This is a genomic window from Agathobaculum faecis (genome assembly GCF_014287995.1).
Classification (GTDB): Bacteria; Bacillota; Clostridia; order Oscillospirales; family Butyricicoccaceae; genus Agathobaculum; species Agathobaculum ammoniilyticum.
The window spans coordinates 16,565-40,364 of record NZ_JACOPL010000016.1 but is presented as its reverse complement, the minus strand read 5'-3'; the positions used below and the strand labels follow the sequence as shown (position 1 = coordinate 40,364).

General features: G+C 53.4%; 28 protein-coding genes and 2 pseudogenes. 29 read left to right on the top strand and 1 reads right to left on the bottom strand.

Features of this window, described 5'->3' with window-relative positions:
- Positions 1-235: 235 nt before the first annotated feature.
- From H8S45_RS16430 to H8S45_RS13470, 26 genes and pseudogenes are all read left to right on the top strand, one after another.
- Positions 236-724: an IS66 family transposase gene (locus H8S45_RS16430; protein WP_262564786.1), complete on the top strand. Its 489-nt coding sequence runs from the start codon at positions 236-238 to the stop codon at positions 722-724.
- Entirely contained in the window at positions 721-861 is a 141-nt protein-coding gene (locus H8S45_RS16425; protein ID WP_243182477.1) for a hypothetical protein, read from the top strand. The genes H8S45_RS16430 and H8S45_RS16425 overlap by 4 nt, the downstream gene beginning before the upstream one ends.
- A 16-nt stretch (positions 862-877) precedes the next feature.
- Positions 878-1,369 (top strand): IS66 family transposase, encoded by a 492-nt coding sequence (locus H8S45_RS16420; RefSeq protein ID WP_256435224.1) that lies wholly within the window; start codon positions 878-880, stop codon positions 1,367-1,369.
- Between the two features lie 49 nt (positions 1,370-1,418).
- Positions 1,419-1,784, top strand: a complete 366-nt coding sequence (locus tag H8S45_RS16630; protein WP_330603202.1) for an IS66 family transposase — start codon at positions 1,419-1,421, stop codon at positions 1,782-1,784.
- Positions 1,785-2,070: 286 nt separating this feature from the next.
- Positions 2,071-3,489, top strand: a complete 1,419-nt coding sequence (locus H8S45_RS13575) for a ParB/RepB/Spo0J family partition protein (RefSeq protein ID WP_186950244.1) — start codon at positions 2,071-2,073, stop codon at positions 3,487-3,489.
- Between the two features lie 285 nt (positions 3,490-3,774).
- Positions 3,775-4,116, top strand: a complete 342-nt coding sequence (locus H8S45_RS13570) for a DUF7768 domain-containing protein (RefSeq protein WP_015560029.1) — start codon at positions 3,775-3,777, stop codon at positions 4,114-4,116.
- Positions 4,116-4,829: an antirestriction protein ArdA gene (locus H8S45_RS13565; RefSeq protein ID WP_054328102.1), complete on the top strand. Its 714-nt coding sequence runs from the start codon at positions 4,116-4,118 to the stop codon at positions 4,827-4,829. The genes H8S45_RS13570 and H8S45_RS13565 overlap by 1 nt, the downstream gene beginning before the upstream one ends.
- A 127-nt stretch (positions 4,830-4,956) precedes the next feature.
- Positions 4,957-5,352: a PcfB family protein gene (locus H8S45_RS13560; RefSeq protein ID WP_005933643.1), complete on the top strand. Its 396-nt coding sequence runs from the start codon at positions 4,957-4,959 to the stop codon at positions 5,350-5,352.
- On the top strand, positions 5,339-7,177 hold the full coding sequence (locus tag H8S45_RS13555; RefSeq protein WP_054328103.1) for a VirD4-like conjugal transfer protein, CD1115 family: 1,839 nt from the start codon (positions 5,339-5,341) through the stop codon (positions 7,175-7,177). Before H8S45_RS13560 ends, H8S45_RS13555 begins: the two co-directional genes overlap by 14 nt.
- 98 nt (positions 7,178-7,275) lie before the next feature.
- Positions 7,276-7,488, top strand: a complete 213-nt coding sequence (locus H8S45_RS13550; protein ID WP_014080814.1) for a Maff2 family protein — start codon at positions 7,276-7,278, stop codon at positions 7,486-7,488.
- A 9-nt stretch (positions 7,489-7,497) separates the two neighbouring features.
- Positions 7,498-8,364, top strand: a complete 867-nt coding sequence (locus tag H8S45_RS13545; protein ID WP_054328111.1) for a VirB6/TrbL-like conjugal transfer protein, CD1112 family — start codon at positions 7,498-7,500, stop codon at positions 8,362-8,364.
- 53 nt (positions 8,365-8,417) lie between these two features.
- Positions 8,418-8,966 carry a septation protein SpoVG family protein gene (locus H8S45_RS13540; protein WP_147574583.1) on the top strand — a complete coding sequence of 183 codons (549 nt, stop codon included), beginning with the start codon at positions 8,418-8,420 and terminating at the stop codon, positions 8,964-8,966.
- Positions 8,956-9,744 (top strand): DNA-methyltransferase, encoded by a 789-nt coding sequence (locus H8S45_RS13535; RefSeq protein WP_147574586.1) that lies wholly within the window; start codon positions 8,956-8,958, stop codon positions 9,742-9,744. Before H8S45_RS13540 ends, H8S45_RS13535 begins: the two co-directional genes overlap by 11 nt.
- Positions 9,741-10,340 (top strand): MT-A70 family methyltransferase, encoded by a 600-nt coding sequence (locus tag H8S45_RS13530; protein ID WP_054328112.1) that lies wholly within the window; start codon positions 9,741-9,743, stop codon positions 10,338-10,340. Before H8S45_RS13535 ends, H8S45_RS13530 begins: the two co-directional genes overlap by 4 nt.
- Positions 10,328-10,723 (top strand): PrgI family protein, encoded by a 396-nt coding sequence (locus H8S45_RS13525; RefSeq protein WP_054328113.1) that lies wholly within the window; start codon positions 10,328-10,330, stop codon positions 10,721-10,723. The genes H8S45_RS13530 and H8S45_RS13525 overlap by 13 nt, the downstream gene beginning before the upstream one ends.
- A complete protein-coding gene (locus H8S45_RS13520; RefSeq protein WP_174887866.1) occupies positions 10,671-13,040 on the top strand; it encodes a VirB4-like conjugal transfer ATPase, CD1110 family in 2,370 nt (789 codons plus the stop codon). The genes H8S45_RS13525 and H8S45_RS13520 overlap by 53 nt, the downstream gene beginning before the upstream one ends.
- Positions 13,021-14,832, top strand: a pseudogene (locus tag H8S45_RS13515) (C40 family peptidase). Before H8S45_RS13520 ends, H8S45_RS13515 begins: the two are co-directional and overlap by 20 nt.
- A 13-nt stretch (positions 14,833-14,845) precedes the next feature.
- Positions 14,846-15,100 (top strand): DUF4315 family protein, encoded by a 255-nt coding sequence (locus H8S45_RS13510; protein WP_054328114.1) that lies wholly within the window; start codon positions 14,846-14,848, stop codon positions 15,098-15,100.
- A gap of 2 nt (positions 15,101-15,102) precedes the next feature.
- Positions 15,103-15,852 carry a DUF4366 domain-containing protein gene (locus H8S45_RS13505; RefSeq protein WP_054328115.1) on the top strand — a complete coding sequence of 250 codons (750 nt, stop codon included), beginning with the start codon at positions 15,103-15,105 and terminating at the stop codon, positions 15,850-15,852.
- Positions 15,853-16,014: 162 nt separating this feature from the next.
- A complete protein-coding gene (locus H8S45_RS13500; RefSeq protein WP_456236944.1) occupies positions 16,015-16,398 on the top strand; it encodes a cysteine-rich VLP protein in 384 nt (127 codons plus the stop codon).
- A 162-nt stretch (positions 16,399-16,560) separates the two neighbouring features.
- A complete protein-coding gene (locus tag H8S45_RS13495) occupies positions 16,561-17,517 on the top strand; it encodes a hypothetical protein (RefSeq protein WP_147574566.1) in 957 nt (318 codons plus the stop codon).
- A 13-nt stretch (positions 17,518-17,530) separates the two neighbouring features.
- A complete protein-coding gene (locus H8S45_RS13490) occupies positions 17,531-18,130 on the top strand; it encodes a defense against restriction DarA-related protein (RefSeq protein WP_054328117.1) in 600 nt (199 codons plus the stop codon).
- A 10-nt stretch (positions 18,131-18,140) separates the two neighbouring features.
- On the top strand, positions 18,141-18,311 hold the full coding sequence (locus H8S45_RS13485) for a DUF4316 domain-containing protein (protein ID WP_005933602.1): 171 nt from the start codon (positions 18,141-18,143) through the stop codon (positions 18,309-18,311).
- Positions 18,308-18,654 (top strand): annotated as a pseudogene (locus H8S45_RS13480) (plasmid mobilization protein). Before H8S45_RS13485 ends, H8S45_RS13480 begins: the two are co-directional and overlap by 4 nt.
- A gap of 153 nt (positions 18,655-18,807) precedes the next feature.
- On the top strand, positions 18,808-19,746 hold the full coding sequence (locus tag H8S45_RS13475; protein WP_054328118.1) for a hypothetical protein: 939 nt from the start codon (positions 18,808-18,810) through the stop codon (positions 19,744-19,746).
- 118 nt (positions 19,747-19,864) lie between these two features.
- Positions 19,865-21,211 (top strand): relaxase/mobilization nuclease domain-containing protein, encoded by a 1,347-nt coding sequence (locus H8S45_RS13470; protein WP_147574573.1) that lies wholly within the window; start codon positions 19,865-19,867, stop codon positions 21,209-21,211.
- Positions 21,212-21,412: 201 nt separating this feature from the next.
- On the opposite strand, the gene H8S45_RS13465 is transcribed toward H8S45_RS13470, so the two are convergent.
- The gene (locus H8S45_RS13465; RefSeq protein ID WP_174887867.1) at positions 21,413-21,775 is read right to left on the bottom strand and encodes a helix-turn-helix transcriptional regulator; all 363 of its coding nucleotides are present in this window, start codon (positions 21,773-21,775) and stop codon (positions 21,413-21,415) included.
- Between the two features lie 147 nt (positions 21,776-21,922).
- On the opposite strand from H8S45_RS13465, the gene H8S45_RS13460 reads away from it, so the two are divergent.
- The 3 genes from H8S45_RS13460 to H8S45_RS13450 are packed head-to-tail and all read left to right on the top strand — an operon-like array spanning position 21,923 to position 23,719.
- Positions 21,923-22,111: a helix-turn-helix domain-containing protein gene (locus H8S45_RS13460; RefSeq protein ID WP_054328120.1), complete on the top strand. Its 189-nt coding sequence runs from the start codon at positions 21,923-21,925 to the stop codon at positions 22,109-22,111.
- The gene (locus H8S45_RS13455; RefSeq protein ID WP_054328121.1) at positions 22,104-22,796 is read left to right on the top strand and encodes a response regulator transcription factor; all 693 of its coding nucleotides are present in this window, start codon (positions 22,104-22,106) and stop codon (positions 22,794-22,796) included. The genes H8S45_RS13460 and H8S45_RS13455 overlap by 8 nt, the downstream gene beginning before the upstream one ends.
- A gap of 5 nt (positions 22,797-22,801) precedes the next feature.
- The gene (locus tag H8S45_RS13450; protein WP_054328122.1) at positions 22,802-23,719 is read left to right on the top strand and encodes a sensor histidine kinase; all 918 of its coding nucleotides are present in this window, start codon (positions 22,802-22,804) and stop codon (positions 23,717-23,719) included.
- Positions 23,720-23,800 lie beyond the last annotated feature (81 nt).

Here is a 23,800-nt window from a genome sequence, read left to right as displayed (position 1 = left end):
AAGGGCAGGGAGGCCGATAGACGGCTTTCCCTGTCTTTTGTTTACGCAGGCGCTTGCAGAGGACAAGCTTCCTATCTATTCGACAAATTTTTCTTTTATCATGGAAATGCTCTTTCATTCTTTCCATATCACGAAATACGACCCATAAAAATGGATATATTTAATGTGATTTTAATAGTATAGATATGTAATAGAAAATGATGTGATTATAGACACAAGAACCACGGAAGCAGAAGTGAAACCTACCATTTCCCGTGCGGAATATGATGCAGTAGTTGCCGAAAATGCAGAGCTGCGCAGGAGACTGGATTTCATCATGGGGCAGGTGCGTCCTTTGAAGCATAAGACCTTTGGAAGCTCTTCTGAGCGTGCCATAGAGGAACTCATCGGGCAAATCAGCTTCATCTTTAACGCGGCAGAAGCATGGAAGCCTGAAGAGAAAGATCTGTCTGAAAGCACTACTGTAGCAGAGCATGCACGGAAGAAGCGCTCCAATAATCTGGATAGTATCTTGCCCGAGAACATCAAGGTTGAAGTGGTAGAGCATGGTATTCCGAAAGAAGATCGAGTCTGTGATGTCTGCGGCACGATTATGGAGCGGACCGGTAAGGAAGTTACGCGCCGCTCATCCTGCACCCCGCCACTGCTACGATCCGCGAGGGTGTATATTATACATACGCATGCCAGAGATGCAAAGTTGAGACAACGGAAACGCCGAGCATGAAAGCTGAGAAGATGCCGGCTGTGATCCCGGGCAGCTTTGCCTCGCCGGAAGCGATTGACCATATCATGGTGCAAAAGTTTGTAATGGCGTCCCCCGCTGTACCGGCAGGAACAGGAACTGAACCGTTCCGGCATTAAGTTCTCACGGCAAACGATGTCCAACTGGATACTCCGCGCAGCGGACGATTGGCTGATTCCGATCTACAATGAAATGCACCACAGGCTTGTACAGGAGAAAGTGCTGCATGTGGATGAAACCACGCTCCAGGTGCTGAAGGAACCTAGGAAGACGGCCCAGCCCAAGCGCTATATGTGGCTCTACCGGACGGGCAGCTGCGCTGAGCAGCCTATGGTGCTCTACGAATACCGTCCAGATCGTAAAGCCAGCAATGCAGCGAACTTTCTGAATGGCTTTTCCGGTTGGCTGCATGCAGACGGATATCCGGGCTACCACAGCCTGCCGGATAATGTCCGCGTTGTGGGATGCTGGGCACACCTGCGCCGCAAGTTTGATGAAGCGGTGAAGTCCCTGCCGAAGCAGAACCAGACAAACACTGCCGCATTGCAAGGGCAGGCGTATTGCAGCAAACTATTCTCAATAGAGAAAGAATTACAGGGCTTGCCGCCGGAAGAACGATATACGTAGCGTCTGGAACGATCCAAACCGGTGATGGACGCTTTGTTGTCATGGGCTTCTGCGAATAAGGCCACCCCCTAAGTCTATACGGGGCAAGGCGCTGCACTATCTGGAAGAGCGATGGCCGTATCTGATTCGTGTTTTGGAAGATGGGCGTCTGGAGTTAAGCAACAACTTGGCGGAACGTAGCATAAAGCCATTTGTGATTGGAAGGAAGAATTTTCTGTTTGCAAACACGCCCCATGGCGCGCAAGGCAGCGCAGTGATCTACAGCATAATTGAAACTGCTAAAGCCAACAATCTTGATCTCTACCGTTATTTGACATGGGTGCTGACGAATGCTCCGATACTGGCATCCGGAAAGGAGGAATGGGCGGCGGCTTTGCTGCCGGACCATACTCCGGATCATTGCCGGTCCATATAAATTGAATATCTGGTTTTGGAAAACGGGTCTGCTTGCTAAGCAGGCCCCTTTTTTATGTCTACACGTGTCATATGATTGTTTCCTATTAGGAACACTGTAAATACAAGGCTTTTCGGAGCCTACGAACCACAAAAAATAATATTTGATCTATCACATTACACAAAAAGCCGTCCGGCGTTCAAATCGGGCGGCTTTTTTGCGTGGATAGACCGGAAGGAGGCGGAAAAATAATTACAGAAATTTACCCCGAAAAATTGTGCAACTTTCACGAAAAGGAGGATGGTGAATGGCAGATGAAAAATTGAACACAGGCCCCGGTGAGGAGAAGCTCCCGGAGGCTCCCGCTCCTGTTACGGTTGACGGGCCCCAGGCTCCGGCTCCCGAACAGACTGCCGCTCCCACACCCCAGCAGGAGGGGCCTGCCAAGCCCGAGCCCGGTGATGTGGTGGTGTCCTTTGACAAAATCAATGAGCTGATGAATGAAAAGCGGCAGACAGCCCGGGCCGAGGTAGAAAAAGAGGAGGCGGCAAAAGAGCCGGAGGAGAAAACGCAGGAGGAACCTCCCGCCGCTGGGGATGGCGAACCGAAAAAGGCCCGCCGGGGCCGTCCTCCAAAAGAGGAAAAAGCGAAGCCCGCTGGCAAGGAGGCGGCGAAGCCCCGCAAGGGCCGCCCACCCAAGGCGGATAAGGCGGCCCCCGGCGAGGCCACGCCGACTAAGCGAGACAAATTGTTCCGAAGTGGGAAAAAGGCTGCGGAGGTTAAAGCTGCCCCGGAAACCGAAAAGGCGGCTCCGGCCCCGGAACAGGCTCCGCCCCGTCCTATGGAGGAAGGAAAGCTGGTCTATCTGAAACTTTCCGAAATGCATCCGTTCCACACATTTCGCCCCCACCCGTTTAAGGTGCGGGACGATGCCAAAATGCAGGAAACGGTAGCGTCCATCAAGGCAAACGGCGTAATGGTTCCCGGTCTTGCCCGCCTGGAAAAGGATGGCAACGGTTATGAAATTGTGGCGGGCCATCGCCGCCATCATGGTTGTGAACTGGCCGGGCTGGAGGAAATGCCCTTTATCGTCCGGGAAATGACTGACCACGAGGCGGTACAGGCCATGAAGGACAGCAACAAGCAGAGGGATCAGACGCTCCCCAGCGAACTGGCCGCCCTGTTGGAGCTGGAAGTGGAGGACATCAAGCACCAGGGCGGGCGGCTGAAAAATGTGGCCGAGGGCGATATTGGAAAACGCTCCGTTGAGATCGTGGGCGAGGCGCATGACATGAACTACAAAAAAGTCATGCGTTATCTGCGGCTGAACTCTCTTGTGCCGGAACTGCTGGACAAGGTGGACGATAAAAAAATGGGCTTTATGCCCGCTGTGGAGATTTCCTATATCCGCCCCAAAAACCAGCGGCTGATCGCTGTTTCCATTGACGGAGAACAGGCGTCCCCCTCTCTGGCCCAGGCGAAAAAGCTCCGGGAGCTGGACAAGGATGGAAAACTCAACGGTGATGTCATTGATGGCATCTTATCAGAAAAGAAAAAGGAGGATCGAGGCGTGATTATTTCTACCGCTGAACTGGAAAAGTATTTTGGCAAGGAGGCCACTCCCGCCAAAATGAAGGAGCAGATCATGAATTTGCTGGATGAGTGGAAAGAGAAACAGCCGCCCGAACTGGCGAAGGCTCCGAAAAAGATGGAGCAGGACAAGTAACCACTTCGAGACATTTTGTCCCGAGGGCCCTGCCCTCCGCATCATGGCTCTGGTGGTATATATCCCCCGTCGCCGCCTGTTTTTTCGTACAGCCGGGAGCGGGCTGTCAAGGGTGCATTGCACCGCCGTTTTACGGCGGCCTGCCCTTGACGGTCTGCCCCGGCTGTGCTATTTCCCCGGCAAGCGGCGGGGGTATATCCTCCAGAGCCGTCCCCTTTCCCATGATTGGGAAAGGGCGGGGGGATTGGGCTGAACTTTCTTATTAAAATATCGGAGGTATTGACTATGAAGCGTCCCCTTGCATACATTACCGCCGCATGGCTTGGCGGCGACAGTGAAAACGCAGAACAGGCCGCCCGCTACTGCCGGGCGGTTTATGAGGCAGGCTTTTCCCCGATCTGCCCGCCCCTTTATCTGCCCCTGTTTCTCAATGACGCAGTACCCGAGGAGCATAAAAGCGGCATCGACATGGGCCGTGACTTGCTCCGCCGCTCCCATGTGCTGGTGGTCTGCGGCCACACCATGACCGAGGCCATGAAAAATGATATTGCCGTGGCCCAGCGGCTAGGAATTACCGCCACCACTCTTGAGGGCATCCTGACTGTCAAGGGACAGGGTAAACGCTGATGGAGTCTGTTTTTGAGGCTTTCATTTCAAATCCTGCCCTTTACAGTGCGGGGCATCTGGTGGGGGAAACGCTGCATTTCCCCACCAACACGGAGGAGGTGCAGTCCCTCTTAAAGAGGATCGGCGTGGACGGGGTACGCTGCCAGGAATATTTTATTATCTCCTTTGACAGCGACATTCTTGGCCTTTATGACTATCTGGGCGAGTATGAAAACATTGACGAGCTCAACCATCTGGCCCATCTGCTGAAGGAGCTCTCCCCATCAGAACGGGACACGCTGGAGGCGGTTATGGACAGCGGCCAGCATTGTGGCTCGGTGCAGGACTTGATCAACCTCACGCAGAATTTAGATTGTTATGACCTGCACCCCGGCGTGGATGACGAGGAAGCGCTGGGCCGCCTGTATGTGGATGACATGGAAACGCTTGTTGTGCCGGATCATATCAAACCCTACTTTGACTTTGAAGCATACGGGCGGGATGTTTCTATCAATGAAAATGGCCACTTTGCGCCAGGCGGCTATGTAACAAAGATAAGTGATAATTTCCGGGAGGTCTACCACGGCCCCCAGGACATCCCCGCCGAACACAGGGTTTTTGCTTACCCCCAGCTTTCGATCCGGGAGCAGATGGCCGCTTATCAAGAAATTATTGACGGTTCCTCAAAGGAGGGGTTCCGGCGGCTGGCAGAAAAGCACCATGAGGAACGGTAACGGGACTTCGAGACAATTTGTCCCAAGGCGAAAGGAGGCGGTGTAACTGATTGATGAAGAAATTTCCCGGAGCTCCATAGCGATTTCTGTCAGGGCCAGCAAGCTGACAGCCCGGGGGCTGGCCTATGTGCTCCGGGCGGCGGGCCGCCAGATCGCCAAACGGCATAAGAAAGCCCAAAGGCCCCACGGCAGGCAGAGCGTGAAAAAGCTCATGGCCCACGGCGAAAATGTGAACAGCATCGAGGTGGAGGCCCCGAAGCTCTTTGACCGTATGGCCCGCCGTTTTAATGTGGACTATGCCTTTTACAAAACCGGGCCGGACAAATACCTGTTGTTTTTCAAGGCGGGACAGGCGGATGCAATTACCGCCTGTTTTGAGCGGTACTCCCGCAGGCTTCTGGAACAGTCAAAATCCAGCCGCATCCCCATCCGGGAACAACTCAAAAAAGCGGCGGAACAGCTTGTAAAGGAACCGCCCAAAACACAGGAACGGACAAAGGAGGTGGTTCGTGAAGAACGATAGCATCAAAAAATACCTTATTCCCAACATCCCGTATCTGTTTGTCCTGTGGGCCTTTCTCAAGCTGGGGACGGCCTACCGTCTGGCGGCGGGTGCGGATTTTGCTCATAAGCTCATGGGGCTGGGCCAGACCATTGGCCCGGCCTTTGCCGACTTTTCCCCGGGGCTTGCTCCCTTTGACTGGCTCGTTGGCATTGTGGGGGCTGTGGGCTTCCGCCTGCTGATCTATGTGAAAAGCAGGAACGCAAAGAAATTCCGGCGGGATGAGGAATACGGTTCAGCCCGTTGGGGATCTGAAAAAGATATACGCCCTTTTGTCGATCCGAAGTTTGAAAACAATGTCATTCTGACCGGGACGGAGTTTTTAACCATGAACACCCGGCCCAAAATCCCGGCCAATGCCCGAAACCTAAACTGCTGTGTCATCGGCTCATCTGGTTCGGGTAAAACAAGGTTTTGGCTCACGCCCCAGCTTTTGCAGGCTCATTCCTCTTTCGTGGTGGTTGATCCCAAGGGTGGGGTGCTGTCCCAGGTGGGACGCTTTCTCCAAAAGAAAAAGGGGTACAAGATCAAGGTTTTTAACAGCATCGACTTTTCCAAGTCCATGCACTATAACCCGCTGGCGTACATCCGCAACGAGGCCGACATCCTTAAATTTGTGGACGCTCTTATTTCCAACACAAAAGGCGAAGGCAAGGAAGGCGATCCATTCTGGACAAAATCGGAAACCCTGCTTTACTGCGCCCTCATCGCCTATATCATTTTTGAGGGCCCCGCTGAGGATCGGAACATGAACACATTGGTTGACATGATTTCCGGGATGGAGGTCAAGGAGGATGACGAGGATCTTATGAACGCCGTGGACTATATGTTTTCCGGGCTGGAAAAGAGAAAGCCGGATTGCTTTGCGGTCAAGCAGTACAAAAAGTACAAGCTGGCCAGCGGCAAAACAGCAAAATCCATCCTTATTTCCTGCGGTGCAAGGCTGGCTCCCTTTGACATCCCCCAGCTTCGGGAGGTCATGGCCTATGACGAGCTGGAGCTTGATCGCATCGGGGATCGGAAAACGGCGGTGTTCTTTATCATCTCGGACACTACGCAAACCTATAATTTCCTTGTGGCTCTGGCCTTTTCGCAGATGTTCAATCTGCTGTGCGAGAGGGCCGACAATGTTCACGGAGGCCGCCTGCCCCACCATGTACGGGTGCTGTGGGACGAGGCCGCCAACACAGGGCAGGTTCCCCAGCTTGAAAAAATCGTGGCCGTCATCCGCTCCCGTGAGATCAGCCTGACGCTGTTCTATCAGCAGTTGGCCCAGTGTAAGGCGATTTACGATAGACACGCCGAAACCATTTTGGGAAATATGGACAGCGTGATATTCCTCGGAGGCCGGGAGGCCAGCACCATCAAGGAAATATCCGAGAATTGGCTGGGTAAGGCTACCATCTCCATGCAGACGGACAGCCGCTCCCGTGGCCAGTCGGAAAGCTACAGTCAAAATAACCAGCGGCTGGGCCGGGAGCTGATGACACCCAGCGAACTGGCGACCATGCCCGGGGATAAGTGCATTTTACAGCTTCGGGGCCTGCCCCCGTTCTATTCCCCAAAATACGATTTGAAAAAGCACCCGAACTACCGATATACGGCTGAAGCCGACAAAAAGAAAAACGCCTTTGACCTTGACCGGCTCATTAACCGCCGCAGGCGGCCCGGGCCGGACGAGCTGTGTGAGGTGTATGCCGTGGCTGTGCCGGACGATGGGCTCACAAGCGAGGACGAGGACATCCTCAATTATGATGACATCGACGATCCGGACGCCTTTGCATAAACAGGGCTTTGGGACAAAGTGTCCCGAAGTATGTAACCCGCCGCCAGAAATGGCGGCTTTTTTCATGGCCGGGAATACCCCGGAGAAAAGGAGGCTCTATGCAGTTTTTCACTTCCGCTATTGATACTTTGCAGACCCTTGTTGTAGCCCTCGGCGCTGGTCTTGGCGTGTGGGGTGTGGTCAATCTGCTGGAGGGCTATGGATCGGACAACCCAGGTTCCAAAAGCCAGGGCATGAAGCAGCTTATGGCTGGCGGCGGCATCATCCTTCTGGGAACCACGCTGATCCCCCTGTTGTCTGGCTTGTTCTAAGGAGGGCTTATGGATTTTCTCACCGACTGGCTCACGAACTGGCTGAAAGAGCTGTTGATCAGCGGCATCATGGGGAACCTCGAAGGGCTCTTTGATACCGTCAATGCCAAAGTCGGAGAGATTGCGGTACAGGTAGGGACTACCCCGGCGGCATGGAACGCCGGGGTTTTCTCCCTCATCCGCCAGCTTTCCGAAACTGTGATCCTGCCGATTGCCGGATTGGTGCTGACCTTTGTTGCCACCTACGAGCTGATACAGATGCTTTTGGAAAAGAACAATATGCACGAGTTTGATGTGGCGAATATCTACAAATGGGTATTCAAAACCGCTTGTGCCATCCTCATTCTTTCCAACACCTTTGATATTGTCATGGCGGTGTTCGATGTGTCGCAGAGCGTGATTGCGGATGCGGCGGGGCTTATTCAGGGCTCCACCGACATTACACCGGATATGCTGGCGGAGCTGGAAACCACGCTGGAGGGCATGGACTTGGGGCCGCTCCTTGGCCTGTGGCTCCAGTCCTCTGTAATCGGGCTGACCATGCAGATCATGGGGATCATCATTTTCGTTCTGGTGTACGGAAGAATGATTGAAATATATTTAATGACCAGTTTAGCACCCCTGCCCGTTGCCACGCTTTCCAACCGGGAGCTGGGCGGCACAGGGCAGAACTACCTAAAATCCCTGTTCGCCGTGGGCTTTCAAGGGATGCTCATACTGGTCTGTGTTGCGATCTATGCGGTGCTTATTCAAGGCATCGCCACAGGCGGCGATCCGATTGGAGCAATATGGGGAACCGTGGGCTATACGGTTCTTTTGTGTTTCATGCTGTTTAAGACAGGCGGCATCGCCCAGCGCATCTTCGGGGCGCATTAAACGGACGGACTTCGGGACAAAGTGTCCCGAGGCCGGAAAAGGAGGAAACAATTTTGAGTAAGGATGTCATATTAACCCCGGAACAGATCGCCGCCGAGGAGCGGCGCTGGCTGTTGGATGCGCCGATTGCGGAGCTGGCGGAGGTAAAGGGCGTGACCTTGGATGAGGCGGTCAAACTGCGGACGGACGCCGTTTTGCAGGAGGCCGCTGTCCCCATCGAAGTCACGGTTCGCCCGATTGAGCCCCAGGGCAAGCTCATCGGCTTTGCCAGCGTCAACTATGGCGGTGTAGTGATTGACGATTTCAAGGTGGTGGATGGTAAGAACGGGATTTTCCTTGGGGCTCCCAGCAAACCCGATCCCACCAGCAGGACGGGCTACTGTTCCACGGTGCGGATCAATGACCGGGCCACCCAGGAGCGGCTCAATGCGGCGGGAGCCCAGGCGTACCATTCAGCGGTGGAAAAGCTCATCGCCCGGGCCGAGGCAGTCCGCCCTACCCCGATCAAGGAGCAGATGGCACAGGCCGCAAGGGAGGCCGGGAAGGAAAATGCCGCCCGAACCGCCCCAGCAAAAAAGAAGGAGGCCCGGGATGACAGGTGATGTGACCTCGAGACAAATTGTCCCGAAGTCTCCAGCCTGCCCGGAGGGGCTGTTTTTGATGGACGGGATTGAAGGGCTGCGCTCTTTGCCGAAGCACTCGGTTGATATGCTCCTTACCGATCCGCCCTATGGCACTACCCGGAACTTTTGGGATGTGCCGCTCCCGGAACTGTGGGAGGCGGTCAAGTGGGCGGTGAAGCCCGAGGGCGCAGTGCTGTTTTTCGCACAATGCCCTTATGATAAGGTGCTGGGGGCATCCAACCTCTCTATGCTCCGTTATGAATGGGTGTGGTACAAAAGCCGGTGTACCGGCTTTCTCAACGCAAGGCTGGCTCCCCTAAAGCGGACGGAAAACATTTTGGTGTTCTATCAAAAATTGCCCTATTACGATCCGCAGTTTGAACAGGGCAAGCCCTATAAGAAAATTTCCCGGACAGGGGACAACAGCCCCAACTATGGAAAATTCCTGCGTTCCAGCAGCGGATCAGAGGACGGCCTGCGCTTTCCCGGAAACCTGTTGTCCTTTTCTTCCGTACAGCGCACCGTCCACCCCACGCAGAAACCCGTGGAGTTGTGCGAGTATCTCATTAAGACCTACACCCAGCCCGGGGAGGTGGTGGCAGACATCTGCGCCGGAAGCGGCACAACCGCCGTTGCCGCCCTCAATACGGGCCGCCACTTTGTATGCTTTGAAACCGCCCCGGCCTTTTATGCCGCCGCCAGTGAGCGCATCCGGCTGGCTGATGAGGCGGTCAAAGCCGGGCAGAAAGGAGTATGACTATCGGAAACTATTCTATCATTTACGCTGATCCCCCTTGGCAGTACCAGCGCAGTAAGGTACAGGGGGCGGCAGAAAACCATTACCCCACAATGGGGATTGACGAGCTTTGTGCGTTCCCGGTGGCTGATCTGGCCGCCCCGGACAGCGCACTTTTTTTGTGGGCGACTTTCCCCCAGCTCCCGGCGGCCCTGCGGCTCATAGAGGCGTGGGGCTTCCGCTATAAGTCGGTGGCCTTTGTGTGGCTCAAAAAGAATAAAAAGGCAGACAGTTGGTTTTATGGTCTTGGCTTCTGGACGAGGGGAAATGCGGAAATCTGCCTGCTGGCTACCAAGGGCTATCCCAAACGGCAGGCGGCAAATATCCATCAGTTTATCATTTCCCCGATTGAAGCCCACAGCAAAAAGCCGGACGAGGCCCGGGAAAAGATTGTGGCCCTTATGGGCGACTTGCCCCGGGTGGAGCTTTTTGCCAGACAGTCCCCGCCCGGCTGGGATGTGTGGGGAAATGAAGTAAAAAGCACCATCCCCGACTTCGGGACAAAGTGTCCCAAAGATGCCGGGGCCGGAAAGGAGGGTGATCCATGCCCTATGTAAATGTCCCCAACGATTTATCCAAAATCAAAACCAAGATGGCCTTTAACCTTACCAAGCGCCAGCTCATCTGTTTTGGCTGTGCGGCGGCAGTGGGCATCCCGTCCTATCTGCTGGCCCGGGGCTCTATCGGTAATATCGGGGCCATGTTCCTTATGCTGGCCGTGATGCTCCCGGCGTTTCTTCTGGCCATGTATGAAAAAGACGGGCTCCCGGCGGAAAAGGTGCTGAAAAACATCCTACGGGCCCGGTTTCTGCGGCCCGGAGTGAGGCCCTATCAGACACAAAACATTTACGCCCCCTTTGCCGGGCGGGGCGCTGTGAGAAAGGAGGATGCGATTGCGAAAGGCAAATCCAACCAGCGGAAGAAAAACCGCAAAGGCTAAAACCCGGGCGGCCCTGTCCGCCCAGCAGACGATCCCCTATGTGGCGATGCACCCGGACGGGGTATGCAAGCTCCCCGGCGGGCTCTACACAAAGACCGTGGAATATGAGGACATCAATTATTCCGTGGCATCCACCGAGGATCAGACTGCGATCTTTGGCGGCTGGAGCTCATTCCTCAACTACTTTGACAGCTCCCTGCCGTTCCAGCTTTCCTTTATCAACCGCCGCTCCCATTCCCGGAGCCGCTATAAGGTAAACATTCCCCAGGCGGATGATGATTTTAACAGCGTCCGGGAGGAATTTACCGGGATGCTGAAAAACCAGATCGCCCGGTCTAACAACGGGATTGAACGCTCCAAGTACATTACTTTCGGCATCCCAGCCGGAGGGATCGTGGAGGCCCGGCCCCGTCTGGAGCGTGTGGAGGCTGATGTGATGGGTAACTTTAAGCGGCTGGGCGTTCCCTGTGAACCGATGGACGGGCGGGCAAGGCTGGCCCTGCTTCACAGCCAGATGCATCCGGGCAACCGGGAACCGTTCCGCTTTTCATGGAAGGACATCCCTCAGACGGGGCTCGGAACCAAGGACTATATCGCCCCGGACAGCTTTGACTTCCGGCACTCCCGCCTGTTCCGGGTGGGCCAGTATTGGGGCGCTGTTTCCTACTTGCAGATTTTGGCGTCTGAGCTCTCGGATAAACTGCTGGCGGAAATTCTGGAGCTGGATGCGGAAATGACCGTAACCCTCCATATCCAGACGGTGGATCAGCTAAAGGCCATCAAAACCATCAAGGGAAAAATCTCCGACATCGGGAAAATGAAGGTGGAGGAACAGCGGAAGGCTGTCCGGGCCGGGTACGATCCCGACATTCTCCCGCCCGACCTCATTACCTTTTCCAAGGATGCGGCGGAGCTCCTTGCCGACCTCCAGTCCCGCAACGAGAGGATGTTCCTTTTGACTTTTACGGTAGTCAATATGGCCCCTACCCGCCAGCGGCTGGAAAATGATGTGTTTACCGTGGGCGGCATCGCACAGAAATACAACTGCGCCCTCAAGCGGCTGGACTGGCAACAGGAGCAGGGCTTTGTGTCCTCGCTGGCCCTTGGCTACAACGAAGTGGAGATCCAGCGTGGTATGACAACCAGCTCCACGGCAATTTTTATCCCCTTTATGACAAGGGAGCTGCGGATGGACGGACAGGCCCTCTACTATGGCATGAACGCCCTTTCCCACAATGTCATCATGGCTGACCGCAAAAAGCTGAAGTCGGCCAACGGAATGTACCTCGGCTCTACGGGCTCGGGAAAATCCTTTGCGGCAAAGCGGGAACTGCTCAATGTCTTTCTGACCATCCCCCAGGATCGGATTATCATTGTTGATCCGATGGGTGAATATGCCCCGCTGGTTCGCAGGCTGGGCGGACAGGTGATCGAGATTGCCCCGGACAGCCCCCACCACCTAAACCCGATGGATGTGGAGCTCAACATGGCCGCCGGGGAGAGCCCTCTTTCCATGAAGGCGGATTTCCTGCTTTCCCTGTGCGAGCTGGTGGTAGGCGGAAAGGAAGGCTTACAGCCCATCGAAAAAACAGTTGTTGACCGCTGTGTGCGGCTGGTGTACCGGGAACAAGCCCTTGGGCTTGATACAGGAAAAACCCCACTTTTGCAGGACTTGTACGAGGAGCTCTTAAAACAGCCGGAGCCCGAGGCCCGGCGTGTGGCAACTGCCCTTGAGCTCTACTGCACCGGCTCCCTCAACCTGTTTAACCATCCCACGAATGTGAAAACCGACAGCCGGGTGGTGTGTATCGTGCTGAAAAACATGGGAGAAAACCTCCGCAAGATCGCCATGCACATCACAAATGAATTTGTGTCCCAGGCGGTAGATACCAACTTCCGGGAGGGCGTGGCGACATGGTGCTATTTCGATGAGTTCCATGTCCTGCTCCGTGATCCGCTGACCGCCAGCTATTTTGTGGCGGTGTGGAAAATGCTGAGAAAGAAAGGCTGCGTTTCCAGCGCCCTCACGCAGAATGTGAAAGACCTTCTGGCCAGCCGGGAGATCGAGAACATTCTGGATAATACCGACTTTATGATTTTGCTCTCGCAGGCGCAGAGTGACCGGGCGATTTTGGCAAGACAGCTCGGTATTTCCGAGCACCAGCTTTCCTACATTACCCACTCTAATTCCGGCGAGGGCCTGCTGTTTTACGGGAATGTGACCATCCCGTTTGTGGATCGGTTCCCGAAGGGGGAAATCTATGACCTCTTAACCACCCGACCGGAGGATATGAAGAATGAAGCGAAAACCGAATAAACCACGCCCGGAGGCCCAAACGCATACCGAACCCGGAGGCGGAGCTGCCGAGCCCGGCGGCTCTGCTTTTGGGGCTGGCTCTGAACAGGAGCCCGGGGCGGCTGGCTCTTCGGGACAAAGTGTCCCAAAGATGGGGAACCCCGCAAAGTCGGATGACTTTGTGGGGAGAGGAGGAGCAACGGAGCGGGCGGATTTTGGTGGCAACGCCGCCAAAGAAGCTAAAGCGAAGTTTGCGACGACGAAGTTCCGGCAGAAAAGCCAGCAGGAACAAGCGGCGGCATCCAAGCTCCGCATGGAAAAGCGGGGCGAAAAACGGGAGGCCGCCCAGGAAAAGCTGGAAAAGCAGAAGCCGCCCAAACAAAAAGGCCCGATCCGTAAGGCGGCGGGGGCCGCTGGATGGGGCGTTCACGGCTTTGTGCATGGCAAGCTCTACGAGGTGGAACAGGAAAATGTAGGAACCGAAGGGGCCCACCGCTCGGAGCTTGCCGGGGAGGTTGTCCTGCGGCATGGCTCCCGGTTTGTAAAACGCAAAGTCCGGGAACATCCGGCCAGGGCAGTTAGCCGGGCCGAGGCCAAGTATCAGAAAGCGGCGGCGGATTATCATTTCCACACCGCCGCACAGGAGCACCCGGAGCTTTCCAAAAACTATTTTACCCGGTACTGGCAGAAACAGCGGCTTAGAAGGCAATACCAGAAGCGGGCGAAGGAGGCCGCAAAACAGAGCGCAAAAGCCGCAGGGAAAACAGCCGCCGCCACGGAAAAGCTGACAGCCCGGGCCGCCGGGTTTGTGAAGCGCCATCCAGTCGGATGCCTGCTGGCACTGGCCTGTGTCCTTGTGATCGTCCTGCTCCAGTCCTGTTCGTCCTCGCTGGTGTCCATCGGCAACGCCGGAGCCGGGGCGCTGGGAGCCACCACTTACCCCTCTGAGGATGAGGCGATTTTAGGGGCGGAGGCGGCTTATGCCGGGCTGGAGGCAGAACTGCAAACCTACCTTGATACCTACGAAAGCACCCACGATTATGACGAGTACCACTTCGATCTGGACGAGATCGAACACGATCCCTATGTGCTCATTTCCCTGCTGTCGGCGCTCCATGAGGGGGAATGGACGCTTTCACAGGTGGAGGGCTCCCTGCAAATGCTCTTTGACCGCCAGTATATTCTGACGGAGCGTGTGGAGGTGGAGACACGCTATGACAGCGACGATGAACCCTATTCGTGGTACATCTGCTATGTGACGCTGGAAAACAAAAACCTGTCCCACCTGCCTGTTTCCCTGTTGAGCGAGGAACAGATGTCCCGGTACTCCATCTATATGTCCACCCTCGGTAACCGTCCCGACCTGTTTCCCGACTCCCCCTATGTGGACAAATACATTACCAACCCGCCGGAGGGCTATGAGGTTCCGGGGTAATATCTGGACGATGAAACATTCGCCGCTATTTTCTCGGAGGCAGAGAAATACATCGGCTATCCCTATGTGTGGGGCGGCTCCAGCCCGTCTACATCCTTTGACTGCTCCGGCTATGTGTCATGGGTGATCAATCATTCCGGCTGGAATGTGGGCCGCCTTGGGGCGCAGGGGCTTTACAACATCTGCACCCCAACCAGCTCCCCAAGGCCCGGCGACCTTGTGTTTTTCAAGGGAACCTATGATACCCCGGGCGTGAGCCACTGTGGGATTTATGTAGGCGATGGGCGGATGCTCCACTGTGGCGATCCCATCGGATATGCAAACTTAAATACAAGCTACTGGCAGTCTCATTTTTACGCCTACGGGCGTTTACCATGATTGGAGGTCATTTATGGCAACGGCAAAAAGCATGAAAATCCAGGCCGAGATTGATAAGGTCAAGGCCAAAATCAGCGAACAGCAGGCCCGGCTCAAGGAGCTGGAGCAGAAAAAGCTGGAGGCGGAAAACAGTGAGATCGTGGACATCGTGCGTGGCATGAGCATCCCTCTTGCGGAGCTGCCCCTGCTGTTTGAAAAGCTGAAAGGCGGCGGGGCTTTGGGACAAAGTGTCCCGAAGTCCGAGGATGAGGAAAAGGAGGAAAACTGAATATGAAACGGTTTCGAGTTTTGACAGCGGCGCTTTGTGCCGCTGTTTTGTTATGCGGCTTTAGCGTTCCCGCCTATGCCTACGCAGGCGGCGGCGAGGGCGAGGACTACGGCGATCCCACAATGGAAACCCCGGCCCCAGAGCCGGAGCCGACCATCACGCCGGGCGAGGGCTTTTCTGAGGAAGGAAACCTTGTAACCCGTGATCTGCTCTATGACGAGCACACCAACAAGCAGTTTATTACCGTCCAGACCAGCAAAGGCAATACCTTTTACATTGTCATTGATTATGACAAGCCTGTGGACGAGGAAGGCGAGCAGTATGAAACCTACTTTTTCAGCGTTGTGGATGAGGGGGATCTGCTGGCCGCAGCCGAGGCCGCTGGCGTGGAGCAGGCGGTCTGCTCCTGTCCGGAGAAATGTGCGGCGGGGGCTGTCAATACCGACTGCCCGGTATGCTCTGTCAATATGGGGAAATGCGTAGGCGCAGAGCCTGAGCCCGAGCCTGCCCCGGAGCCTGAGCCGGAACCCGAGAAGCCGGGCAACGCCGGGATGATCCTTTTGGTGCTGGCTGTCATGGGTATCGGCGGCGGGGTCGCATGGTATTTCAAGATTTACCGTCCGAAGCACCAGCAGGCTGACCAGCCCAAGGAGGACGATGGCGGGGAGTACCCAGACTATGACGAGTTTGAAGATGACGGCCCCCCGTGGGACGAGGAGGACGAAACCGAAGAAAAGGAGGAAATCAGATGAATTTTACCAGCAGTCCCTTTGAACGAATGATGAAAGAAAAACCCCGTCCCCAGACCCCGGCGGTGAGAAAGCCGCCTCAGGGCTCGGCCTGCTGCGGCTGTTCTTTCTGGCGGGGCATCGGATGCGTGTCCTGCTACAAGGAGCTTTTGAAGGCCCCGGCTGGTGGGAGGTGATGGATTGTCCCGTGAACTGACACGCAAGGAAAAGACAGCAATCCGCTCTCTTGTGGTAACATGGTGCGCCAACTATGACCGGGAATACGGATGCCTGCCGCTGGACAGCGATTGCTATATGCTGGGTAAATGCTGGACGGGATCATACTGCCGCTATTTCCGGGAGTCCGTTCTGCCCCTTGATCCGGCGCTGGAAGTGGCCCTTATGAGCGAGGGCCAAAGGCCGGATTTTAAGATATGCCCGGTATGCGGCGGGCCTGTTCCCCCGGACAGGTGGCAGGCGTACTGCTCGGCGGCCTGTGCAAAGAAAGCCCACCGCCGCCAGCAACGGGAATATATGCGGAAAAAGCGGGGTGCATCCGTTGACAATTAGGGCCTGCAAAACCCGCTTATAGCAAGGCTTTCCGGGGCCGTTTCGTTGGTCTGCCGTATCATTCTACGGTCTGGCCCCGTTTGCCCCGATGCTGTCAACATCCATACAGCGGGACTTTGGGACAATTTGTCCCGAAGTTCCTGCTTTCTGAGAGGAGGAATTATGCCGAAATATTACCCCATCAATGAGGAGGCCGCCCGGCGTGCTAAAAACGCCAACAGCTTTTCCGACTATGTTCCCGGCTCCGCCACCGCCGCTTACCGTGAAATGGTGGATCGTGCCTATGCCCTCGGGGAACAGCAGAAAGGGCGTGTCGATCCCATGTACCACGAAAAGATTGACGGGCTCATAGACCGCTATGCCCGCAAGCTGGCGGAGAACATCAACCAGAGCAATCTCATAGACGCCCGTGTACCCTCCATCCTCATCGCCGGGGGCTCCAACTTCCCGGTGCGGAAAAAGGAAAAGCAGAACGCCGCCCGGGATAAGAACATGGGCGAATATATGCAGATCGAGGGTCTGCTGGATAAGGTGCGCTCAACGGGTATGGGCGGGATCAGCGCAGACGATGACCGGGCTGTGGAAAAGCTGGAGTCAAAGCTGGCAGGGCTGGAGGCCATGCAGGAGGAAATGAAAACCGTCAATGCCTACTACCGCAAGCATAAAACGCTGGAGGGCTGTCCCGTCCTGTCCGCCGAGGAAATCGGAAAGCTCCAGTCCTCTATGGCATCCGACTGGCGCAAAAATCCCGTACCCTATCCGTCCTATCTGCTTACCAACACCAACGCCAACATCCGCCGCACACGCCAGCGCATTGAGGATTTGAAAAGTCAGTCGGAATATGCGGGCTGGGCCTTTCCCAGAGGGCGGGCGGAAATCAACGAAGGAGAAAACCGCTTGCAGCTCTTTTTTGAGGAAAAGCCCTCGGAGGAACAGCGGCGGGAACTGAAAAGCAACGGTTTCAAGTGGGCTCCCAGCCAGGGGGCATGGCAGAGACAGCTTACGAAAAATGCCATCTATGCGGCGGGCCGGATGGAGTTTTTACGCCCGGAGGATGGGCAGAGCCCTTACCAGATCCAGCCCTTTGCTCGGAAAACGGAAAAGGATATGACACGATGAAGGAGGTGTATTTGTGGACAAAAATCAAGGCTATTCCATTTTGAAGGCTGTGATGCTGGAAAATGGCAGGGGCTTTGCGCTGGGGCATCATCCCACAGCTCCATCCCCCTATGTCACATGGGCCTGTTACGATGATAAGAACGGCCAGCGGCAGTATGAATGGGGACATTACGGCAACGAGCTGGCCGCTATGGAACAGGATTTTTCAGACCGGATAAAGGACTATCAGCGGCTTTACCATGTGGGGATCGTGCAGACCGAGGCCCCTGGCCTTTACAAGTATTACTCTACCCAGCGGCCTGTGGACATCGGGACATTCCCAAAACCGTCCCACAATGCCCCAGATGAGATCGTCAACTATGACCGCCGCATCCCAGTGGAGGGCGGCGCATTTCTGGCATGGGGGCATCTGACTTATACAAGACCGCTGACCGAAAAGGAGGCGTCTGACTATGAGCTCCGGCCCGCCCTCGTCATTTCTGAATTATCCCGAAAAAACGATGACAGGCCACTCTCGATTGTCCAGCAGATGAAAGAGGCCGGAGCTCTGGCTGAGGCCAGCCGAGGCGATCCTGTTCACAAGAAAAAGGCCCCCGACCGGGGCGACCGATAGGAGGATTTGTATGGAAGAAAGATATAACCCGATGAAAAGTGCGGAGATCGCCACCGAGCACAATTACAATATGCTGGACGGTGTTCTCAATAACCAGGCCCCACCCCCGGAGGAAAAGGAGCTGGATAAGGTTAAGGAACCGCCCCACAAGCGCCGGAGCCGGGAACGGGAGGAGCGATGACAAAGAAACGCCGCCGCCCGATCCATCTCCATGTGATGGTGTCCGAGGAGGAGCAGGCCCTTATTCAACAGCGCATGGCCGAGGCGGGCATCCGCAATATGGGGGCCTATATGCGGAAAATGGCCCTCAATGGCTATGTGCTCCATGTTGACCTCTCGCCCGTCCGGGAGCTGGTATCGCTCCAGCGGCGGTGCTCAAACAATCTCAATCAAGTGGCGATCCAGGCCAACACCTACGGCGGGATTTACCCCGAGGAGATCGCCGCTCTGCAACGGGACTATGCCGCCCTGTGGGGCCGCTGTCCGATCTGCTGAAAAAGCTCTCCGCATTGGTGGAGCTCTGATCCTGCCGGGGAGTGGCGTATGCCGCTCCCCGGTTTTCACTACTTCGGGACAATTTGTCCCAAAGTAGTATGGACTAAATAACTTCAGCATGATATATTTTGAAAAAAGTTCATTTGGTTTCTTAATATTGAGCCAGTTTAAGGGGAAAGAAAATGGAGCAGATTATAAAATGCAGATCTTTAACAGCGATCTTTCAAGGAGACAAATTGCTACTTGGTGGGCCTCATATTGTTGAGTTTGATACAACTGATGAGCAGAAATTTCATATAAAAATTGAACAATGTGGTTTTAGAATGATTGCGATAACATCAGATAGGGATACATCAGCATTTGATTTATATGCAATCCTTACACGCATTGAAAGGCTCTTAATGCTATTAGAAGGAGTATTTATTCCTTTATCAGAGCTAAAACTGTCTGAGTCTGATACAGCTAATGAAAAGCAGTTGACCTCTTTTCAAAACAATTTAATCAAGGGCAGATTATCCTATTTTTCATCGGCTGATTTCTGCAATTACAAAGTCGATAAGCTGTTGGAATTTGATACCATTCTTACGGCGGAATTGTATTCCAAGTGGGAACAATTACTTGTTGAACTGGATTTAGTACATCAAGTATATCTTTACTTCTTGAGCAACAGCAAAATAACGGTAGATGTTAAATGTGCATTTTTAATTGAATTAGCTGAACCTCTTATTGAAGTGGTTAAAGAGCATACTAAATTTTTTTCTTCTCTTACTCCAGGGCCTCGTGGAGCATCACTAAAAAACTGTTTAGATGCGTTGATAACAAAATATGGAGCGGATATTTTCGGTAGTGAATTGGCAAGTGATTATGAACGCTTTTTATTTGCAATGGTTAATAGTAGAGTTAGAATAATGCACATCAAGCGTGAACAAAAAGGGGTGTTTTTCAACGGTAACGAGTCTGTTCTCTATATGCTTAAAATGAATTTGTTATACCGAAGGATAATGTTTGAAGTTTTAGGCATTGACGAAGCAATTTATAAAAATTCATTACTTAAATGTGTTTCAAGATTAGATGAGTGGAACGGTATCTTAAAAGGATTTCTTTCAAAACTATCTCTATAACATTATTTTCGGTGGCTGGCTGGACAGCCGCCGTTTTCTTTTGGAAGGAGGTGTGCTCACGGCTACAACTTATATCCGGCCCTGCAAGGTGGCGGCTGGGAAAGGCGCTGTCCAGACAATGGAGGAACGCTTTGACTATGGGCTTAATCCGAAAAAGCTGGGAGCCCTGTCCTCATACCTCTGCGATCCGGCCACGGCTCCCGCTGAGTTTCTGCTGGTAAAGATCCAGTACCAGGCGGAAACAGGCCGGGTCGTAGAGCGTGGAGCCCTGTTTTTTCAAATCCGGCAGGCGTTCCCGCCCGGCGAAGTGACAGCGGAGGAGGCCAACCAGATTGGCTATGAAACAGCCATGCGCTGGACGAAGGGAAAGTATCAGTTTTTTGTCTGCACCCACACAGACAAGGGCCACCTCCACAATCACATTTATTTTAATTCAACGGCCTTTGACCGCTCCCGGAAGTTCCATAATTTTATCGGCTCCAGCTTTGCCCTGCGGCGGCTCTCTGACCGAGTGTGCATTGAGCATGACCTCTCTGTGATCCAAAATCCAAAACAGCACAGCAAGGGCCGGTATCTCCATTATGGCCAGTGGATTGGGGAAAAGCCGCCCTCTGCAAAACAGCGGGTGCGGCTGGCCATCGTGGAGTCCCTGCAAAAACAGCCCGCCGATTTTCCGGCGTTTCTGAGGCTTATGGAGGAGTCCGGCTTTGCAGTAAAGCATGGCCGTGGCGGTGTGATCTCCTTACTTGCTCCCGGGCAGGATAAGCCCACCCGCCTGCGGGCATCTACCCTCGGGGATGGTTTTGATCCCGAGGACATCCGGGCTGTGATTGCCGGGGAGCGTCCGATCCCAGAGCTCCCGCAGGAGGCCCCGGCTCCTGCCCGGCGTGTTAATCTGATTATAGACATTCAAGAGCGCATGGCACAGGACAAGGGCCCGGCCTATGAACGTTGGGCCAAAGTTTACAATCTGAAACAGATGGCTGCTGCGCTCCAGTACCTGCGGGAAAATAATTTGATGGACTATGAGGCGCTGGCGGCCAGTACAGAAAAGGTAGTAGAGCGTTTTCACACGCTGTCCGAGGAATTGCGGCAAACGGAGGCGGAGCTGGAAAAGACCTCCGGGCTCATGGCGGCTACTGTGGACTACGCAAAAACCCGGCCTGTATTTGACGGTTACAAGGCGGCCCGGTACAGTAAAAAATATCTGTCGGAGCATGAGGCGGAGCTTGCCGCTTACCGGGCGGCCCGGGCCACTATGAATGAGCTTTTGGATGGTGCAAAACTGCCAAAGATGGCGGATATGAAAAAGTCCCGCCAGGAATTGGCGGGAAAGAAAAAAGCCCTCTATGCGGAATACCGCAAGGCCCAGGCGGATATGCGGCAGGCTGTGGCGGTCAAAGCGAACATTGATCATCTGCTCGGCGTGACGGACGGGCGGGAAAATAAGGCCCAGGAGCGATAGCGACAGGCCGCAGACAACAGGCGCATAGCGCCGGGACTTTGGGACAATTTGTCCCAAAGTTCAGCGGGTTTGGGGAGCTCCCCAACAAGCATTTTTGCGGGCCTGTGGCCAGCAAAAATTTCGGAGTGTGGCCACACCCGAATTGCTTGCCGTTTCGTGCGCTTCCGCTACATGGCGCAAAAAAACGGAGGTCACGCTTTCTTACGCATCCTCCGTTTCTCTGGCTTTCTTAATGCCCTCGGCTGTGGCTTCTATCACGACAAGTTCTTTTTCATTCATGGAATTTAGAAGCACATCAATGTGCTTTCTGCAAGAGCTTGACCTTGCCCCTCCGTCCGCATGAATAAACTGGTCAACTGATACATCAAACATGGTAATGAGTTTAACAAAAAGGTCGAAGCTGGGATATTGACCTTTGTTCTCAATATTCATAATGGTACGGGAGTCACGGTCTACTAATTCCGCAACATAGGCTTGTGTCCAGCCCTTTTCTTCTCTGGCTCTTTTGAGTGCCGCCCCGAGGCCGTGAAAGTCAAACCTTCTTTCATCTTGGTTCATTCTCATATCACTCTATATCATTTTACATTTCGTGTTAGATTATGAGAATGTAATGAAATTTTACATTAAGTAGTATTTTATTTCGCATTCGTGTAGGCTCTAACTTGTATTATTCGAACTAGAGAACTATAATATATCCTGTGGAGGTGCGAAATGGACTATATGACATTGAAAGAGGCCGCCGAGAAATGGGGCGTAACACCTCGTAGGGTAAATTATTATTGCGCCGGAGGGCGTATCCCCGGCGCTGTGAAAATGGCTGGTGTTTGGCTGATTCCTAAAACTGCGGAGAAGCCGATTGATGGCCGGACAAAACAAGGGAAGGAGCTGCGCCATGAATAAAATTTTAATTATAGATGATGACAGAGAACTGTGTGCCTTGATTAAACGCAGCGTACAATCGGAACATATTGAAGCTGATTTTTGTAATACCGGAAAAGAGGGCTTGCAGAAATTAAAAGAGCAGGAGTATCAGCTTGTGGTTCTGGATGTGATGATGCCTGGTATGGATGGCTTCGAAACACTGGAAGAAATCCGCAAAGAGAACAGCCTGCCGATTTTGATGTTTACATCCAAAAATGACAGCATTTCTAAAGTGCGGGGCTTACGGGCTGGGGCGGACGATTATCTGACAAAACCGTTTGATATGGACGAACTGATTGCCCGTATTGTGTCCCTCATTCGCCGCTACACCCGCTTTAATCATCAAGCCGGAGCTGTGCAAAAACTGGATTTTGATGGATTGCAAATTGACCTTGAAAATCGTTCTGTTACGACGGAAAATGGCACTTTTGAACTTCCACCAAAGGAATTTGATTTGCTCCTGTACTGTGCAAAGCATCAAGGAAAAATTTTGACAAAACAGCAGATTTATGAGGAAGTTTGGGGCGAAGAATATTTCTATGATGACAGTAACATTATGGCGATTATCAGCCGGCTTCGTAAAAAATTAGAAGTCAATCCTTCAAGCCCAAAGTATATCCAAACGGTCAAAGGGATTGGCTACCGCTTTAACAAGGAGGTGTAGCCAGTATGGAAATCATCGTTTTCTTGTCCATTATGATTGCTGTTGTGGCTGTGCTGACTTCCATCATTCTCATTCGGCGCGTAAAAAAGCAAATCGCAGAAATGACCGATTCACTGGTTGATGTGAAAAACGGAAATGGCAACCGGCGTATTTTGTCTGCAACAAATGAACTGACAGCGCCTCTTGCCTATGAAATCAATGAGATTGTTGTGTCCTATGAAAGCAGACTTTCAACTGTACGGCAGACAGAAGAAACCAACCGCCAGCTTATGACGAGCCTTTCCCATGATGTTCGGACGCCCCTTACAACTCTGATTGGGTATCTTGACGCTGCACACAAAGGACTGGTCACAGGAAAAGACAGGGATGATTATATTGAAACCGCCCGCCGGAAAGCCCATGATCTGAAAGAATATATTGATGTGCTATTTGACTGGTTCAAGTTAAATTCCAACGAGTTTGCTTTGGAGATCCAGAGCGTTGAGGCCGCAGAACTGACAAGAAATATCCTGATCGACTGGATACCGATTTTTGAGGATAAACAGGTTGATTATGACATTGATATTCCTGAACAGCCTGTCCGGGTAAGATTGGATATGGACAGCTATATGAGGATCATCAATAATCTCATTCAAAATGTAATTGCTCACAGTCATGCGGACAAAATCAAAATTGTCCTGTCAAAGAAGGAAAATAACATGGAATTGTTGCTGGCAGACAATGGAGTGGGAATTGAGAAAGAAGATTTGAAACACATATTTGAACGGCTTTATAAGTGTGATAAAGGACGCTCTGAGAAAGGCAGCGGTCTTGGTCTTTCTATTGTCCGCCAGCTTGTAGAAAAGATGGGTGGAAGCATAACAGTTGAAAGCGTACCGGGAAAAGGGACTGAATTTATGTTGCTTTTTCCTTTGGAGATTTAAGCGGGTTCCCGTCTTTATGGCGGGAGCCTTTGTCATTTTGCCGGATTTCAAATTGCAAGGTTAATGCAAGGTTGCGGCAAG